The sequence below is a fragment of the Polaribacter sp. M10 genome (assembly GCF_054968445.1).
The window spans coordinates 130,224-146,944 of sequence record NZ_JBSSBG010000004.1 but is presented as its reverse complement, the minus strand read 5'-3'; the positions used below and the strand labels follow the sequence as shown (position 1 = coordinate 146,944).

Annotated in this window: 12 protein-coding genes; 8 read left to right on the top strand and 4 right to left on the bottom strand. The window is 29.7% G+C overall.

The features are described from left to right. Positions 1-6: 6 nt before the first annotated feature. Positions 7-2,796, bottom strand: coding sequence for a M16 family metallopeptidase (locus ACWYN7_RS06560; RefSeq protein WP_462859060.1), 2,790 nt, complete (start codon positions 2,794-2,796; stop codon positions 7-9). 156 nt (positions 2,797-2,952) lie between these two features. On the opposite strand from ACWYN7_RS06560, the gene ACWYN7_RS06555 reads away from it, so the two are divergent. Next, complete coding sequence (locus ACWYN7_RS06555) at positions 2,953-3,954, top strand: isoaspartyl peptidase/L-asparaginase family protein (RefSeq protein WP_462859059.1); 1,002 nt, start codon at positions 2,953-2,955, stop codon at positions 3,952-3,954. A gap of 1 nt (position 3,955) precedes the next feature. Here the strand turns inward: ACWYN7_RS06555 and ACWYN7_RS06550 are convergent, their stop codons facing one another. From ACWYN7_RS06550 to ACWYN7_RS06540, 3 genes are all read right to left on the bottom strand, one after another. After that, a complete protein-coding gene (locus ACWYN7_RS06550) occupies positions 3,956-5,386 on the bottom strand; it encodes a pyridoxal phosphate-dependent decarboxylase family protein (RefSeq protein WP_462859058.1) in 1,431 nt (476 codons plus the stop codon). Positions 5,387-5,506: 120 nt separating this feature from the next. Beyond that, positions 5,507-7,378: a membrane protein insertase YidC gene (yidC, locus tag ACWYN7_RS06545; protein WP_462859057.1), complete on the bottom strand. Its 1,872-nt coding sequence runs from the start codon at positions 7,376-7,378 to the stop codon at positions 5,507-5,509. A gap of 143 nt (positions 7,379-7,521) precedes the next feature. Beyond that, the gene (locus ACWYN7_RS06540) at positions 7,522-9,135 is read right to left on the bottom strand and encodes a CTP synthase (RefSeq protein ID WP_462859056.1); all 1,614 of its coding nucleotides are present in this window, start codon (positions 9,133-9,135) and stop codon (positions 7,522-7,524) included. Between the two features lie 224 nt (positions 9,136-9,359). Here ACWYN7_RS06540 and rpmH point away from each other — a divergent pair, with 224 nt between their 5' ends. The 7 genes from rpmH to ACWYN7_RS06505 all read left to right on the top strand — a co-directional run bounded on the left by rpmH (position 9,360) and on the right by ACWYN7_RS06505 (position 16,585). After that, entirely contained in the window at positions 9,360-9,521 is a 162-nt protein-coding gene (gene rpmH / locus ACWYN7_RS06535; protein WP_026775082.1) for a 50S ribosomal protein L34, read from the top strand. Between the two features lie 106 nt (positions 9,522-9,627). Continuing rightward, positions 9,628-12,483, top strand: coding sequence for a carbamoyl-phosphate synthase large subunit (gene carB, locus ACWYN7_RS06530; RefSeq protein ID WP_462859055.1), 2,856 nt, complete (start codon positions 9,628-9,630; stop codon positions 12,481-12,483). Between the two features lie 162 nt (positions 12,484-12,645). Beyond that, positions 12,646-13,053: a DUF134 domain-containing protein gene (locus ACWYN7_RS06525; RefSeq protein WP_462859054.1), complete on the top strand. Its 408-nt coding sequence runs from the start codon at positions 12,646-12,648 to the stop codon at positions 13,051-13,053. Between the two features lie 2 nt (positions 13,054-13,055). Further along, positions 13,056-13,223: a DUF5320 family protein gene (locus tag ACWYN7_RS06520; protein WP_462859053.1), complete on the top strand. Its 168-nt coding sequence runs from the start codon at positions 13,056-13,058 to the stop codon at positions 13,221-13,223. A gap of 31 nt (positions 13,224-13,254) precedes the next feature. Continuing rightward, positions 13,255-13,674, top strand: coding sequence for an acyl-CoA thioesterase (locus ACWYN7_RS06515; protein WP_462859052.1), 420 nt, complete (start codon positions 13,255-13,257; stop codon positions 13,672-13,674). Further along, positions 13,671-14,423 carry an MBL fold metallo-hydrolase gene (locus tag ACWYN7_RS06510; RefSeq protein ID WP_462859051.1) on the top strand — a complete coding sequence of 251 codons (753 nt, stop codon included), beginning with the start codon at positions 13,671-13,673 and terminating at the stop codon, positions 14,421-14,423. The genes ACWYN7_RS06515 and ACWYN7_RS06510 overlap by 4 nt, the downstream gene beginning before the upstream one ends. 95 nt (positions 14,424-14,518) lie before the next feature. Then, positions 14,519-16,585 carry a hypothetical protein gene (locus ACWYN7_RS06505; protein ID WP_462859049.1) on the top strand — a complete coding sequence of 689 codons (2,067 nt, stop codon included), beginning with the start codon at positions 14,519-14,521 and terminating at the stop codon, positions 16,583-16,585. Positions 16,586-16,721: the final 136 nt, after the last annotated feature.

Sequence of the window (16,721 nt, the reverse complement as noted above, 5' to 3'; positions counted from 1 at the left end):
TGTCTGTTATTTCTCCGGATTTAATATTCCTAAAATATAACCTTTAGTTAAATATTTTTTAGCTACCAATTGTATATCTTCTTTGGTTAAAGCGTTTACTTTTTCTTCAAAATTAGAAGCATCAGCAACATCATTTTTTAAATAATCGATATTTTTAATCAAGTTTAGCCAATATCTATTTCTCTTAACACTTTCTTTATGATCTAAAATTTGTGCTTTTTTAGTTTTCATTAAATCTTCTTCAGAAGGCCCATTTTTAACAATAGCATTAATTTCTGCGATGGCAATATCTTTAAGTTTGTCTACATTTTCTGGAGCACAAGGAAAAGAAATGGTAAAGCTATATCGTCCATAAGGAATTTTAGAAATAGTTCCACTTGTTCTAGAAGAGTACACGCCACCTTCTTCTTCGCGTAATTTTTCGGTTAATTTTATACCAACAATATCACTTAAACTTTTAAAAGCCAAAGCCTCTTTTTTATCAAAAGTAGTTTCTCCTTGATAAGTAATTCTTACATTACTTTTTGGGTCTTTTCCTTTTTCTACTATTTTGGTATGAGAACCTTTTAGAGGTCTAAAAGTACTTACTTTATAGGTTTCATTAGCATTTTTGCCAGGTAAACTTGCAATATATTTCATTGCATATTCTGCTAATTTTCTTTCATCAATATTACCAACAAAATAAAAATTAAAATCTCCAGCATCTGCAAAACGCTCTTTGTATTTGGCGTAAGCTAAATCATAATCTGCAGCATCGTATTTTTCTTCAGAAGGAAAACCTGTATATCTAGTATTGCCTTTGTTCATAAAATCTGACATTTCTTTCTGGAAATAGAAATTAGGGCTTGCTAATAAGTTGCCTAAAAAGCTTTTGTTTTTATTTATAGAAGATTTAAAAGCTTTATCATCTTTATTTAAAGCTGTAAAATATAAATGTACCAACTGAAAAAGTTCTTCTAAATTTTTAGGTGAAGCAGAACCATTAAAACCTTCGCTTAAACCACTAATGTAAGGTCTTACACGAGCAATTTTACCAGACATCATTTTTCTCATATCAGAAATGGTATAGCCATTTACACCAGCATCAGTTAAAGCGCCATTGGCAAACGAAGTTGCTTTTAATTCGTCATCAGAATATAAAGAAGTTCCACCAAAACTGAAGGCTGTAAATAAGATTTCATCATTTTTAAAATCAGTTTTTTTGTAAGTTATTTTTGCTCCATTTTCTAAAACAAAAGTTTTTGTGCCTAATTCATCATTTTTAAAAGCGCTAACAATTTTACCCATTGTTGGTAGATCTGTAATTAAAGATGCTGCAACTTCTTTGTCTTCGTAAGGTTTTAATTCTTTAGTTTTTACATTGTTTAAAGCATCTAAAACTTGCTGATCTGTAACAACCTTTTTTGGCCCTGTAATAATGATTACTCTATTATCATCATGAATAAAATTTTGGATAACTTTATTTACTTCTTCTAGATTAATTGTCGGTAATAATTTTTTATTCATCTCAAAAGTCCAAGCTATTCCTGGAATCGGACTTTTATCTAAAAAGTGATTGATATATGCGCTTATAATTCTACCAGATTCATTTTTATCACGATCATTATAAGATTTTTCTAAACGCGATAAAACATTCTTTTTGGCTCTTTCTAATTCGCCACTTGTAAAACCATAACGTTTAACGCGTTCACTTTCTTCTAACAAAGCTTCAAGACCTTTTAATTGACCATCTGCACTTGTGTTTGCTACAGATTGATAAGCTTCTCTGTTTCTTGCATAAGTGCCTCCATGATAACTGAAACCAAAAATAAATGGCGGATTTTCTCCATTTCTTAATTCGTCTAAACGATTATTTAGCATTTGAGAAAATAAAGATTCTATGATAGATTTTCTGAAAGCTACAACAGTTTCTGTTGGTTTAGCGTCTTCGTAATCTTTATACATTAATTGTACTCTAGAAAAAGGAGATTCTTTGTCTGCTTCTATAGAGATAAAAGTTTCTTCGTGATTTTTTATAGAAAACGAAGGTCTTTCTCTTGGGTTTTCTTGTGTAGGTATATCACTAAAATACTTTTGAATTTTGTTTTCTAGTTGCGCAACATCAACATCACCCACAGCAATTACAGCCATTAAATCTGGTCTGTACCAATCTTTTTGAAAACGTCTGATGCTTTCGTACGAAAAGTTTTTAATGCTTTCTTCAGTTCCAATAGGTAATCGATCTGCATATTTAGAACCGTACATTAATTTTGGTAAATATTTTTCCATCATTCTGCTGTCTGCACCACGTCTAGATCTATATTCTTCTAAAACTACACCACGTTCGTCATCAATATCTTTATCTTCTAACAATGCACTACCAGCCCAATCTCTAATAATTTGAAATCCTTTGTCTAGTTTGGCTTCATCATCACTGGGAATAGGTAAAATATAAACAGTTTGGTCAAAGCCAGTGTAAGCATTTAAATCTGCACCAAACTTTACTCCTATAGATTGTAAATAATCTATTAATTCATTTTTTTTAAAGTTTTTAGTTCCATTAAAATTCATGTGCTCCATAAAATGTGCAACACCCAATTGATCTTCGTCTTCTAAAATAGAACCTGCATTTATAGCCAAACGAAGTTCTACTTTATTGGCTGGTTTGCCATTGTTTTTAATGTAATAGGTTAATCCGTTAGAAAGTTTTCCAATTTTAACGCTTGCATCAATTGGTATTTTGTTATCCATTTTAGTTTGTGCATAAAAAGATTTTGTACAAACAGCTAGAAATAAAATTAATAATGTTTTTTTCATAGAATTTTGGGTTTAAATTAATTTATATAGCTAATATAATTAGTATTCATTCATAAAACTAAGTTTTTAGTTGAATTTAATGAGAATTTAAGTTTTTTTTATCTTTAATTTAACTTTAGGATTGTATTTTAGATTTTAGTGACTAAAGAAGTTATAATGAAGAGAAGAAATTTTATAAAAAAGACGTCTGTAACAAGTTTGGGTTTGTTAACAATGGCATCATCATTTATGGGGAAAGCCAATTCTAAACTAGAAGAAAAAAAACTTTTGCCTCAAAATAAAGCAATTAAACCTTTGGTAATTGCTACATGGAGAACTCCTTTAGCTGTAGATACTGCAGCAGCACTTTTAGAAAAAGGAGCTTCTGCCTTAGATGTTGTAGAGCAAGGCTGTAGAATTGAAGAAGCTAACATTAAAAATCAAACTGTTGGTAAAGGAGGATTACCAGATAGAGATGGAAATGTAACTTTAGATGCTTGTATTATGGATGAAACAGGGAATTATGGAGCAGTTTTGGGTGTTAAAAATATAACTCATGTAATATCTGTGGCTAGAAAAGTAATGGAAGATACGCCTCATGTAATGTTAATTGGTGATGGAGCAGAACAATTTGCAGTTTCTAAAGGTTTTAAAAGAGAAAATTTATTAACTGAAAATAGTAAAAGAGCTTGGGAAGAATGGAAAGTAAAATCAGAATATAAACCTATCATTAATATCGAAAATCATGATACTATTGGAATGTTAGCAATTGATAAAAACGGAAATATTTCTGGTGCTTGTACCACAAGTGGATTGGCGTTTAAAATGGCAGGAAGAGTAGGAGATTCTCCAATAATTGGAGGTGGACTTTTTGTTGATAATGAAATTGGAGGAGCAGCTGCAACAGGTTTAGGAGAAGAAGTTTTAAAAACTGTAGGTAGCTTTTTAATTGTAGAGTTAATGCGACAAGGAAAATCGCCACAAGAAGCTTGCGAAGAAGCTATTGCTAGAATTGTTAGTAAACCTAATAGTAATTATAAAAATTTTCAAGTGGGTTACATTGCTGTAAATAAACAGGGGGAAATTGGTGCGTATTCTATTCACAAACATTTTAGCTATAATTTGTATAAGAACAAACAAAATAAAAATATTCCATCAGATTTTTATAATAAAGCCTAATTTATTCGGTTAAATTTCTTCCATAAACCTCACATTGCTTTAAGGTTTGTTTTACATCATCAAAAGTAGTTCTTGGGTTTATCAAACACATTCGTAAAACAATTTGCTTTTGTAAAACAGTTGTAACCAACATGGCTTCTTTAGCATTTATAATTTCTTGAGATATTTTTTGATTGAGTTGATCTAAATCTTTTTCTGATAGCTTTTTTACAATCGGGTTATACCTAAAATTAATAATTCCTAAAGTAGCAGGAGATACAATTTCCCAATTGGCACTTTTTCTTAGAAAAGCTTCTGTTTTTTCTGCAAGTTGAATTGAGTAATCAATGGCTTCTCTAAAAGATTGTAAACCAAATGTTTTAATAGACATATAGAATTTTAAGGCTCTAAATCGTCTTGTTAGTTGTATCCCATGGTCATAAAAATTTATCTCAGAAGTATTACCTTCAATATCTCTTAAATATTCTGGTTTTTCTGTAAATGTAGCACTCAACCATTTGTGATTTCTTACCAACAAACAGCCCATCTCATAGGGTTGAAAAAACCATTTATGCGGATCTACAGTAATCGAATCTGCTTTTTGTATTCCTTTTAATAATTGTTGTCCGTTTTTTGCCAAAATAGCAGCACCTCCATAAGCAGCATCAACATGAAACCAAATATTTTCTTCTTTACAAATTTTACTCATGGCTACTAAAGGGTCTACAGTTCCTGTATTGGTTGCACCAGCAGTTCCAATCAAGCAAAAAGGTTGTAAACCTTCTAATTTGTCTTTAGCAATAGCATTTTTTAATTTGTTTATAGAAACTTTAAACTCAATATCTGTGGGTATAATTCGTATTTGCTCTTTACGAAAACCAATAGTTCTAATGGCTTTTATGTTTGATGAATGCGTTTGGTCAGAAAGGTAAATTACAGCTTTAGAGAAATCATCTCCACATTTTTGTCTTCTAGCTGTTACTAAAGCAGTTAAGTTAGCCATAGAACCACCACTTGTAAAAATTCCTCCTCCTTTTTTAGTTGGAAATTTAAATAATTTTAAAAGCCAATTTATAGTAACAATTTCTAATTCTGCAGCTGCAGGAGCATTAACCCATCCACCAGAAAAAATATTAAATCCGGTAGCTAAACTATCCGACATTGCACTAATATAGTTGCTTGGCCCAGGAACAAAAGAATACGATTTAGGATGTGATAAAATATCAGTAGCTTCTAAAACATTGTCAATTACAAAATCTAAAACTTCTGCAGCGTCTTTGCCTTCTTCTGGAGCTTGCTCTAAAAATAAAGAGTCCATTTCTTTTCTGCTTGCATTAAAAATGGGGTCTTTTTTATGTTGATTTTTAAAGTGATTTACAATAGTATCAACTACTTTATAACCATAAGCTCTCATTTCTTCTTCAGAAAGCGTTAATGTACGATTTGATTGCATAAATGCTTAAATTTTGGATTACTAAAATACGATTTGCATCTAAAATGTTGGTAATAAATGTCATCAAAAAACCCAAAACAATACTGCTTTGGGTTTTAACTAATCTAAAGGCTTTGCCCTTTATTTTTTTTGTTGTCTTGCTTGTTGTTCTTGAGCTTGCTTCATGGCATCATCTATACGTTGTCTGAATTTACTTTTCTTCTTTTCTGGACGTTTTTTATTTTCTTCTATTTGTGCATGAATTTTATCTTCATCAATAACATAATTCTTAATTACTAACATAATTGTAATGGTTAATAAGTTAGAAATAAAGTAATACAAACTCAATGAACTTGCATAGTTGTTAAAGAAAAATAACATCATAATAGGAGAGAAGTAAATCATGTACTTCATCATCTTACTCATATCTGGCATACCTTCTTGTGTTGGCGCTTGCATATTTGCTTGCTGACTTTGGTTCATTTTCATATAAAAGAAAATAGCTACAGATGCCAAAATTGGAAATAAACTTACATGGTCTCCATAAAAAGGAATAGAGAATGGTAATTTAAAAATAATATCGTAAGAAGATAAATCTGGTGCCCATAAAAAACTTTCTTGTCTTAAAGCTAAATTTGTAGGGAAAAATTTAAATAATGCAAAGAATACTGGCATTTGTAATAAGGCTGGTATACAACCAGAAAGCATATTAACACCAGCTTTTCGCTGAATTGCCATGGTTTCTTGTTGACGCTTCATCGCATTTTCTTTTCCTGGATATTTTTCATTTAAGGCAGTTAACTCTGGTCTGATGACCTTCATTTTTGCACTAGACAAATATGATTTATATACTAAAGGAGACATTAAGATTCTTACAACAATCGTCATTAAAATGATAATTAATCCGTAGTTTGATAAAAAGCCTTGTAAGAAATTAAATACAGGATAAAAAACAGTTCTGTTTAAGAAACCGAAAATTCCCCAACCTAAATCTGCTGTTTCGTCTAAATCTGTGCCTTCGTAAGTTTTTAATAAATTATAATCACTTGGCCCGTAAAACCATTTCATATTATAATTCAACTCTCCACCAGCTAAAGTCAATGGTGTTTTTAATGCAAAACTTTTAGTAAAAACTGTATCAATTTCTTCGTTTTCTACTAAGTCTTTAGAAGTTACAGTTGCATTTTCGAAAGGAGTATCTGTTAATAAATTCGACGTAAAAAAGTGTTGTTTATAAGCAACCCAATCTACATCATTTAAAACTTCAGTATTACCAGCACTTACATTATCTACATCATCTTCAGATTTATAATATAAGTTAGTATACATCGTATTCTCAGTTTTAATACTTTTTTCGTGTCTAAATCCTTTTAAAGACCAATCTAAATGAATAGGATTAGAAGAATTAATTACCGAGTTTAAACCTTGCGATCGTATAGAAAAATCGACCATATATTTTTTAGGCTTAATTTCATATCTATATTCTAAAAACTGAGTATCAGAAACTTTAAGTTTCATTGATAACACTGAGTTTTCTCCGTTTTTAGATAAATTTGGCTCAAAAAATAAATCTTTCGTATTTAAAATTCTGTTGTCTGTTGTTCCAAAATTGATGTTAAATGATGCGTTATTATCATTTATCATATATAAAGGAAGTGAATCGTGCGTTTTATAATTCTTAATTAAAGCCTTTACAATCTGTCCACCTTTATTATCAATCGTTAATTTTACAAGATTGTTTTGAATTACAGTTGTACCTTCTGTACCATTAATGGCACTTTGTGCAAACGCACCCAATTTATTGGTTAAAGCTACTTGTTTTAAAGAATCGTTTGCAAAACTAGGAGCAACACTTTTAGCTGTGTTTGTATTGTTAACAGTGGTTTCTTCTACTTCTGGAGTAGATTTTTGCTCAATATCTTCTGGTTTGTTGGTGTTTAAATACCAAAGCATTATTGCACCAAGAAGAATCATTCCAATAAAAGAATTATAATCGAATTTTTTTTGTTCCATGTGTAAGTTAAATGTCAATTTGTCATTAACTCAAGAAAATCTCTCGAGAAAATCGCGACAAATGTAGTTAAAAAGCAGAATTTAGGTTGATTTTTATGCTTTAAATTATATACTTTTTAGTAGTTCAATTAGTATTCCGAAAATTATAATTTAGATTGTTTTAAGGCAGCTTTAATAAAATCTACAAATAAAGGATGAGGTTTTAGAACCGTACTTTTATATTCTGGATGATATTGAACACCAACAAACCAAGGATGATTCGTAACTTCTACAACTTCTACCAAACCTGTTTTTGGGTTAATACCAGTTGCTTTCATTCCTTTTAGTTCTATTTGATCTTTATAATCGTTATTAAATTCATAACGATGTCTGTGGCGTTCGCTAATTTTTTCTGATTGATAAGCATTATAAGCCTTAGATCCTTCTAAAAGGGTGCAGTCCCAAGCACCTAAACGCATTGTACCCCCTTTTTCAGTTACATCTTCTTGGCTTTCCATTAAGTTAATTACTGGATTTTTACAATTCTTTTTCATTTCTGTAGAAAAAGCATCAACTAAACCTAAAACATTTTTAGAAAACTCAATTACTGCCATTTGCATTCCTAAACAAATTCCGAAGAAAGGAATATTATTTTCTCTTGCATATTGTACAGCTTTAATTTTACCATCAATTCCACGATCACCAAAACCTGGTGCTACTAAAACTCCGTTTACACCTTTTAATAGATCTTCGTAATTGTCAATGGTTAAACTTTCTGAGTGAATCCAACGTACATTTACTTTGGTTTCGTTAGATGAACCTGCATGAATAAATGCTTCTGTAATAGATTTGTAAGAATCTTGTAACTCTATATATTTACCAATCAAAGCAATTTCTACTTCAGAAGTCGGATTTTTATGCTTTTGTAAAAAGTTGTTCCAAGTTTCTAATTTAGGTTCTTTTTTAGACTCTAAATGTAATTTCTTTAAAACTACAGTATCTAAACCTTCTTCTAACATTAAGTTAGGTACATCATAAATAGTTTCTGCATCTATAGATTGTATAACATCTTCTTTTTTAACATTACAGAATAATGCTAATTTTCTTTTAATGTCATCAGAAATATCGTGTTCTGTTCTACATACTAAAATATCAGGGCTCACTCCACTTTGCATTAACATTTTTACAGAGTGTTGTGTTGGTTTTGTTTTTAACTCTCCAGCAGCAGCAAGATATGGTACTAAAGTTAAGTGAATAACAATAGCATTTTCTTCTCCTTTTTCCCACAACATTTGTCTTACAGACTCAACATATGGTAAAGATTCTATATCACCAACAGTTCCACCAATTTCTGTAATTACAATATCGTAATCGCCAGTTTCTCCTAAAATTTGGATTCTGTGTTTAATTTCATCAGTAATATGAGGAATAACTTGAACCGTTTTTCCTAAAAAGTCTCCTTTTCTTTCTTTGTTGATGACAGATTGATAAATTCTACCAGTAGTTACGTTATTAGCCTGACTTGTAGGTATGTTTAAATAACGTTCATAATGCCCTAGATCTAAATCGGTTTCAGCACCATCATCAGTAACATAACATTCTCCATGTTCGTACGGATTTAATGTTCCTGGGTCTATATTAATATAAGGATCTAGTTTTTGAATAGTTACAGAAAAGCCTCTTTCTTGCAATAATTTAGCTAATGAAGCTGCAATAATTCCTTTTCCAAGTGAAGATGTTACGCCTCCTGTTACAAAAACGTATTTAGTTTTATGCATGTTTACTTTAGGTTTGTACAAAAGTAGTAACTCTTGTTTTTATCACAAATAAAAAAGCTAAAAACATTCAAAAAATCCTTAATTTTGTGCTTCTAAAAAATATTTTAATTTTTTTTTAATTTGTGTTTGTCATAAATAAAAACAGTTGTATATTTGCCCACGCTTTTAACGGGGTAAAACGTTAAGCAAAAAAATAATAAAGAAGATTTTAAAAATACATTATAATGCCAAAAAGAACGTATCAACCATCAAAGAGAAAGAGAAGAAACAAACACGGTTTCATGGAGAGAATGGCTTCTGCTAATGGTAGAAAAGTATTAGCTCGTAGAAGAGCAAAAGGAAGAAAGAAAATTTCTGTTTCATCTGAAACTAGACATAAAAAATAAATGATTAACAATTGTTAATATATAAGGTGTTACTTTTTTAGTAACGCCTTTTTTTATACCCAAACACTAACTATTTTTGTATTACTTAACATTTTAATAACACACAATGCCAAAAAGAGAAGACCTTAAATCCATTTTAATTATTGGTTCTGGACCTATTGTAATTGGTCAGGCCTGTGAATTCGATTACTCTGGATCACAATCTTTACGTTCTTTAAGAGAAGACGGAATTGAAACTATTTTAATCAATTCTAATCCAGCAACTATTATGACAGATCCATCAATGGCAGATCATGTCTATTTGTTGCCATTAACTACAAAATCAATTATTCAAATTTTAAAAGAGCATCCACAAATTGATGCTGTTTTACCTACAATGGGTGGGCAAACTGCTTTAAATTTATGTATTGAAGCAGATGATAAAGGAATTTGGAAAGACTTCGATGTTAAAATGATAGGTGTAGACATTAATGCCATTAATGTTACAGAAGATAGAGAGCAGTTTAGAGAACTAATGGGTAAAATTGGAGTTCCAATGGCGCCACAAGAAACTGCAACTTCTTTCTTAAAAGGAAAAGAAATAGCGCAAGACTTTGGTTTTCCATTAGTAATTAGATCTTCTTATACCTTAGGAGGTGCAGGTGCATCAATTGTATACGACCCAAAAGATTTTGATGAATTGTTAAGAAGAGGTTTAGAAGCATCACCAATTCATGAAGTGATGATTGATAAAGCCATGATGGGTTGGAAAGAGTATGAGTTAGAATTGTTACGCGATAAGAATGATAATGTTGTAATTATTTGTTCTATCGAAAATATGGATCCAATGGGTATTCATACAGGAGATTCTATTACAGTAGCTCCTGCAATGACACTTTCTGATAAAACATACCAAAAAATGCGTGATATGGCTATACATATGATGCGTTCTATTGGAGATTTTGAAGGTGGATGTAATGTGCAATTCGCAGTTTCTCCAGACGAAAAAGAAGATATTATTGCTATAGAAATTAATCCACGTGTATCTCGTTCATCAGCATTAGCGAGTAAAGCAACTGGTTATCCTATTGCAAAAGTGGCAACGAAATTAGCCATTGGTTATTCTTTAGATGAATTAGAAAATGGAATTACAAAATCTACATCAGCTTTATTTGAGCCAACATTAGATTATGTAATTGTAAAAATACCACGTTGGAATTTCGATAAATTCGAAGGTTCAGACAGAACTTTAGGTTTACAAATGAAAGCTGTTGGAGAGGTAATGGGTATTGGACGTTCTTTTCAAGAAGCATTACACAAAGCAACACAATCTCTTGAAATTAAAAGAAATGGATTGGGCGCAGATGGTAAAGGATATACCAATTACAATGAAATCATAGAAAAATTAACCAATGCAAGTTGGGATCGTATTTTTGCTATTTATGATGCCATTGCTATGGGAATTCCTTTGAGTAAAATCTATGCTATCACTAAAATTGACATGTGGTATTTAAAGCAATATGAAGAGTTATTTCAATTGCAAAAAGAAATATCTACATATACTATAGACACTATTCAAAGAGATTTACTTTTAGAAGCCAAGCAAAAAGGTTATGGAGATAGACAAATAGCACACATGCTAGATTGTTTAGAAAGTGAAGTTTATGCTAAAAGAGACGAACTAAAAGTACAACGTGTTTTTAAATTAGTAGATACTTGTGCTGCCGAATTTAAAGCAAAAACACCTTATTATTATTCAACTTTCGAAAATGAGATCGAAACTCCTAATGGAGATATTGTAATTGCTAACGAAAGTATAGTTACAGATAAAAAGAAAATAGTTGTTTTAGGTTCTGGACCAAATAGAATTGGACAAGGAATTGAGTTCGATTATTGTTGTGTGCATGGAGTTTTAGCAGCTGCAGAATGTGGTTACGAAACTATTATGATCAACTGTAATCCTGAAACTGTTTCTACGGATTTTGATACAGCTGATAAATTATATTTCGAACCAGTATTTTGGGAACACATTTACGATATCATCAGACACGAAAAACCAGAAGGTGTAATTGTACAATTAGGTGGACAAACTGCACTAAAATTAGCAGAAAAGTTAACCAAATACGGAATTAAAATTATAGGAACTTCTTTTGAAGCTCTAGATATTGCAGAAGATAGAGGAAGATTCTCTACTTTATTAAAAGAAAATAATATTCCTTATCCAGAGTTTGGTGTGGCAGAAAATGCAGACGAAGCTTTAGAATTGGCAGATCAATTAGATTTCCCAATTTTGGTAAGACCTTCTTACGTTTTAGGAGGCCAAGGAATGAAAATTGTAATCAACAAAGAAGAATTGGTAGAACATGTAGTAGATTTATTACGTAAAATACCAAATAACAAATTGTTGTTAGATCATTATTTAGATGGTGCAATAGAAGCAGAAGCTGATGCAATTTGCGATGCTGATGGTAATGTGTACATTATCGGAATTATGGAGCATATTGAACCTTGTGGAATTCACTCAGGAGATTCTAACGCTACTTTACCCGCTTTTAATTTAGGAGATTTGGTAATGCAACAGATTATAGACCATACACATACTATTGCAAGAGAGTTAAAAACAGTAGGTTTAATAAACATTCAATTTGCCATTAAAGACGATATTGTTTACATTATAGAAGCAAACCCAAGAGCCTCTAGAACTGTACCTTTTATTGCAAAAGCGTACAAAGAACCTTATGTTAATTTTGCAACAAAAGTAATGTTAGGAGAAAAGAAAGTAACTGACTTTAATTTTAACCCACAATTAGAAGGTTATGCAATAAAACAACCTGTTTTTTCTTTTAATAAGTTTCCAAATGTAGACAAACGTTTAGGACCAGAAATGAAATCTACAGGAGAAAGTATTTTATTTATAGATAGTTTAAAAGACGACGATTTTTACGATTTATACTCACGCAGAAAAATGTATTTGAGTAAATAGAGTTTTCTATTTTTGATATTTTAAAAAAGCATCCAAATTAAAATTGGATGCTTTTTTTATGGATAAAAGTTTCATTAACATTTTAACTTTTTATTCAGAATTGAATCTCTAAAAAAGTTTATAATGAACGTGAGTTCATTATATTTGTAAGAAAATTATAAAATGCCTCGTCCAAAGAAAAAACGTAAAGTTAATAACCCCCCTAAAATGCTAGGGTTTAAGCCTTTTGGTATAAGGTTTAGAAATACAGAGCGTATTTTTATGCAGTATGAAGAATATGAGGCTGTTAAGTTAGTTGTTTATGATAATTTATCTCATGATGAGGCAGCCACAAAAATGGAAGTTTCTAGGCCAACACTTACCAGAATTTATAATAGTGCAATAAAAAAAGTAGCACAAGGTTTTGTAGAAGGAAAATCAATTTTAATAACTGGTGGAGATTTTGAGTTTAATAAAAATTGGTTTAAATGTAAAACTTGCTACAAATTAATAGATGGAATTAAAGATCCTAAGATTTGTGGTGATTGTCCTGATAATGAAAAAAATGAATTAATAAATTTAAATAAATAATTATGCCAAATTGTAATAGACGTGGTCCAGAAAATTTAGGTCCTAAAACAGGTATGAAATTGGGTAAATGTAAAAAATCTGATGATGAAAAGTTTAAGTATCCAGAAAATAGACCTTTTAGTCAATGTCGAAGAAAAAAATCGAATTGTACTTTAATAAAACAATTGTAATATTAAGTGTTTTAAAAATATAATTATTATAATGATTACGGATATTTTTGAACTAAGACCACGTTATGGAGAAGTGGATCAAATGGGGTATGTTTATCATGCAAATTATGTGTCTTATTGTCATCAAGCGCGTACAGAGTTGTTAAGAAAATTAGATTTGGATGATAATAATTTAGAGAAAAATCAGATACTTTTACCTGTAATTTCTTTTGATATCGTTTACAAAAAACCTGCTCATTATGATGAAAAAATTTTTATAAAAACAATAATTAAAAAGATACCAAAAGTTAGATTTAGTTTTGAGTTCGAAATTATAAACGATCAAAACACAATTTTAAGTAAAGCTAAATCTACTGTTGTATTTGTTGATAGTAAATCGCGATTACCTAAAAAGATTCCACATTTTATAGAAAATGTTATTGCTAATAAATTTAAAAGTTTTGTAGGATGAAAATAACCATTCTTACAGAAAATTTTGCTGGTTCTGGCTTTTTAGGAGAACATGGTTTATCTTATTTTATTGAATATAAAAATGTGAAATTTTTATTTGATGTTGGTAATACAGATGTTTTTATAAAAAATGCTAAAGCCTTAGATATTAACATAGATGATCTTGAAACAGTAGTGCTTAGTCATAGACATTGGGATCATGGAAATGGTTTGCGATATTTAAAAAATAAAACTTTAATTACACATCCAAAAAGTTTTATAAAAAGGTACAGAGAAAAAGATAATTCTAACATAGAATTGAAATTATCAAAAGAAGAAATTCAAGAAAAATTTAATTTGATTGAAAGTTCTGAACCTTACTATCTTACAAAAGACATTATATTTTTAGGTTCAATACCTAGAAACAATTCTTTTGAAGCAAAATCAACAAATTTTATAGATGATTTTAATCAACCAGATTTTGTAGAAGACGATTCAGCTTTAGCGGTAATTCAAAATAACGAAATAATAATTATAACAGGTTGTTCTCACGCTGGTATTTGCAATATAATTGAGTATGCTTGTAAAATTACTGGTATAAATAAAGTAAAAACGGTTTTGGGTGGCTTTCATCTAAAACAAAATGGTGTACAAACGAAACAAACTATTAAATATTTAAAAGAAAAAAATATTAATAATATTTATCCTTCACATTGTACACAATTACCAGCACTAGCTGCTTTTGTAGAAAGTTTTGAAATGGAACAATAAAAAACAGGAATGACTTTGCATATTTAAAGAAACATTAAAATAACAATAAATATCCTAAAAGAAGTGAGCTTGAAAGAGCTTTAATGAAAATAATTATGACAAATAATATATCCTTAGAAAATCAATATAATAGAACAAGTTTGTTTGAAAAAGAAAATGTGAATTATCTGGTTCATGTTTTAAAACGGTTTAACACTGTACCTAAAATAAACAACATCAATATTATTACCTCTAATACAGTAGAAGATGTTTTTAAAATTATACCAAACGAATCTATTATTATTGGCTCTTTGTATTTAAAAAAACCAGTTTTAGCTTTAGTTTATTTAAGATATGGTATTGAATGGCAACTTTGGTATAAAAATTTAAGCGATAAAAAAGATACTATTTTATGTGATGTTGCTGCTTTAAAAGTAACACGTATTTTTTATAAATTATTAACTAAAAAGGATAAAGAAAAGTTAGAGAATTTAGACTTCTGTTTATTAAATTTTATTACTAAAGAAGAACATATAGATACTAAATCTTTAGAAAAATATAAAGATTTAGAAGGGATGCATAAACAAAAGAATAAAAATGTATTTAAAGAAAGTTGGGAACCGATTTTAGAAAATTTAGCAAAACCAACAGAATATTTATTGATGGATGGTGGAGATTTAAGACTAAATATTGATGAAGTTTATTTGTTAAATAAATATGGTTGTAGGCCTTTTCCAAGACCAGATGCATTTACTTTTGCCTCATCAACAGCAACAAGTGTCTCAAATTTTGCTTTTGATAAAGCAGATAAAGTAAGAAGTATTTTAATAAAAAATAGTTTAAAAGACGATTTTAAAAAAACTACTACTAATTTTTCTGAGTCTTTAAAAGACAATCTTAGAAGTGTTTTTAAATTAAACCAAGCTTCAGAAATTATATTTTCGCCTTCAGGTACAGATTCATCATTACAAATAGCAGCGTTAACACAAATAGTTACAAACAAAGAAATTACACATATTTTAGTAGCTTCTGATGAAACTGGTAGTGGAGTTCCTGCAGCCTTAAAAGGTTGTCATTTCGAAAACACAACAGCGCTTAATTTGTCAATAAAGAAAGGTGATAAAATTGATGGTTTTAAAGATATTGAGTTGATTAAAATTCCTTTTAGAGATGAAAAAGGAGAGTTGAAATCTCAAACCTTATTAGATACAGAAGTGTTTTCTGCTATTTCAGAAACAAACAATTTAGGCAAGCATATTGTTTTGCATATAATGGATCATTCTAAATTAGGATATCAATCCCCTAGCGAAGAAATGATGCAAAAAATTAATAGTTTAAATAATTTATCAATTCAAGTAGTTGTAGATGCTGCTCAAGTTAGGTTAGATCCAAAAGATATTCAAGATAATTTAAACAAAGGATATATTGTAAGTATTACAGGTAGTAAATATTTTACAGGACCTCCTTATTCTGGAGCATTAATTTTTCCAGAAAGTGTAAGTAAATCCATACAAGCATCAAAAAAACAATTGCCAAAAGGGTTAACAGAGTATTTTAATCATTCAGATTGGCCAGCAAAATGGGTTTGTTCTAAAGATTTATCTGAAGGATTTAATTACGGCTCATATATGCGTTGGAAAGCTGCCATTGTAGAAATGGAAAGATATTTTAAAACACCAGTTCTTTATAGAAATATGGGAATAGAAATGTTTTGCAATTTTGTTGAAGATTCTATAAAAGACGCTTCTTTTTTAGAACCTATTTATAGCAATGAAACCAGAGTAAATGATTTTAATAATAAAGAATTTAGTATTAGAAATATACGAACAATTTTTCCGTTTTTTATTCTTAAAAATAACCAAGCATTACCAGTTGATAAAGTAAAAAAATTGTATTTATTATTAAATGCTGATATTTCTAAAGAGTTTAAAAACGCACCTTTAGAAATTGTAAGATTAGCTGCTCAAAAATGTCATATAGGTCAAGCTGTAAATGTAAAATATGGAGATGATTTACAAAGTGCAGTTTTAAGAATTAGTTTAGGAGCAAGAGTAATATCTGAAAGTTGGGTAAATAGAGATATTAGTATGTATTTTAGAAATATAGAATTACAAATGGATCAAATAACAGTAATTATTAAGAAAATAGATTTAATTTTAAGTAAACCAGATTTACTAGATTAAAAAGGCCATAATTAAAAAAAAGCATCCATATTAAATTTGGGTGCTTTTTTTATTCGGATAAAAGCAAAGTTTTATTCAAATAAAAAAATCAACTTATAATTTATTAAAATTGAAGTCATTTTTTTGAGACTTGTAA

Bases quoted from the DNA above. Each gene is read 5' to 3' on its own strand.
- ACWYN7_RS06560 (WP_462859060.1), bottom strand. From the start codon at position 2,796: ATGAAAAAAACATTATTAATTTTATTTCTAGCTGTTTGTACAAAATCT.
- ACWYN7_RS06555 (WP_462859059.1), top strand. From the start codon at position 2,953: ATGAAGAGAAGAAATTTTATAAAAAAGACGTCTGTAACAAGTTTGGGT.
- ACWYN7_RS06550 (WP_462859058.1), bottom strand. From the start codon at position 5,386: ATGCAATCAAATCGTACATTAACGCTTTCTGAAGAAGAAATGAGAGCT.
- yidC (WP_462859057.1), bottom strand. From the start codon at position 7,378: ATGGAACAAAAAAAATTCGATTATAATTCTTTTATTGGAATGATTCTT.
- ACWYN7_RS06540 (WP_462859056.1), bottom strand. From the start codon at position 9,135: ATGCATAAAACTAAATACGTTTTTGTAACAGGAGGCGTAACATCTTCA.
- rpmH (WP_026775082.1), top strand. From the start codon at position 9,360: ATGCCAAAAAGAACGTATCAACCATCAAAGAGAAAGAGAAGAAACAAA.
- carB (WP_462859055.1), top strand. From the start codon at position 9,628: ATGCCAAAAAGAGAAGACCTTAAATCCATTTTAATTATTGGTTCTGGA.
- ACWYN7_RS06525 (WP_462859054.1), top strand. From the start codon at position 12,646: ATGCCTCGTCCAAAGAAAAAACGTAAAGTTAATAACCCCCCTAAAATG.
- ACWYN7_RS06520 (WP_462859053.1), top strand. From the start codon at position 13,056: ATGCCAAATTGTAATAGACGTGGTCCAGAAAATTTAGGTCCTAAAACA.
- ACWYN7_RS06515 (WP_462859052.1), top strand. From the start codon at position 13,255: ATGATTACGGATATTTTTGAACTAAGACCACGTTATGGAGAAGTGGAT.
- ACWYN7_RS06510 (WP_462859051.1), top strand. From the start codon at position 13,671: ATGAAAATAACCATTCTTACAGAAAATTTTGCTGGTTCTGGCTTTTTA.
- ACWYN7_RS06505 (WP_462859049.1), top strand. From the start codon at position 14,519: ATGACAAATAATATATCCTTAGAAAATCAATATAATAGAACAAGTTTG.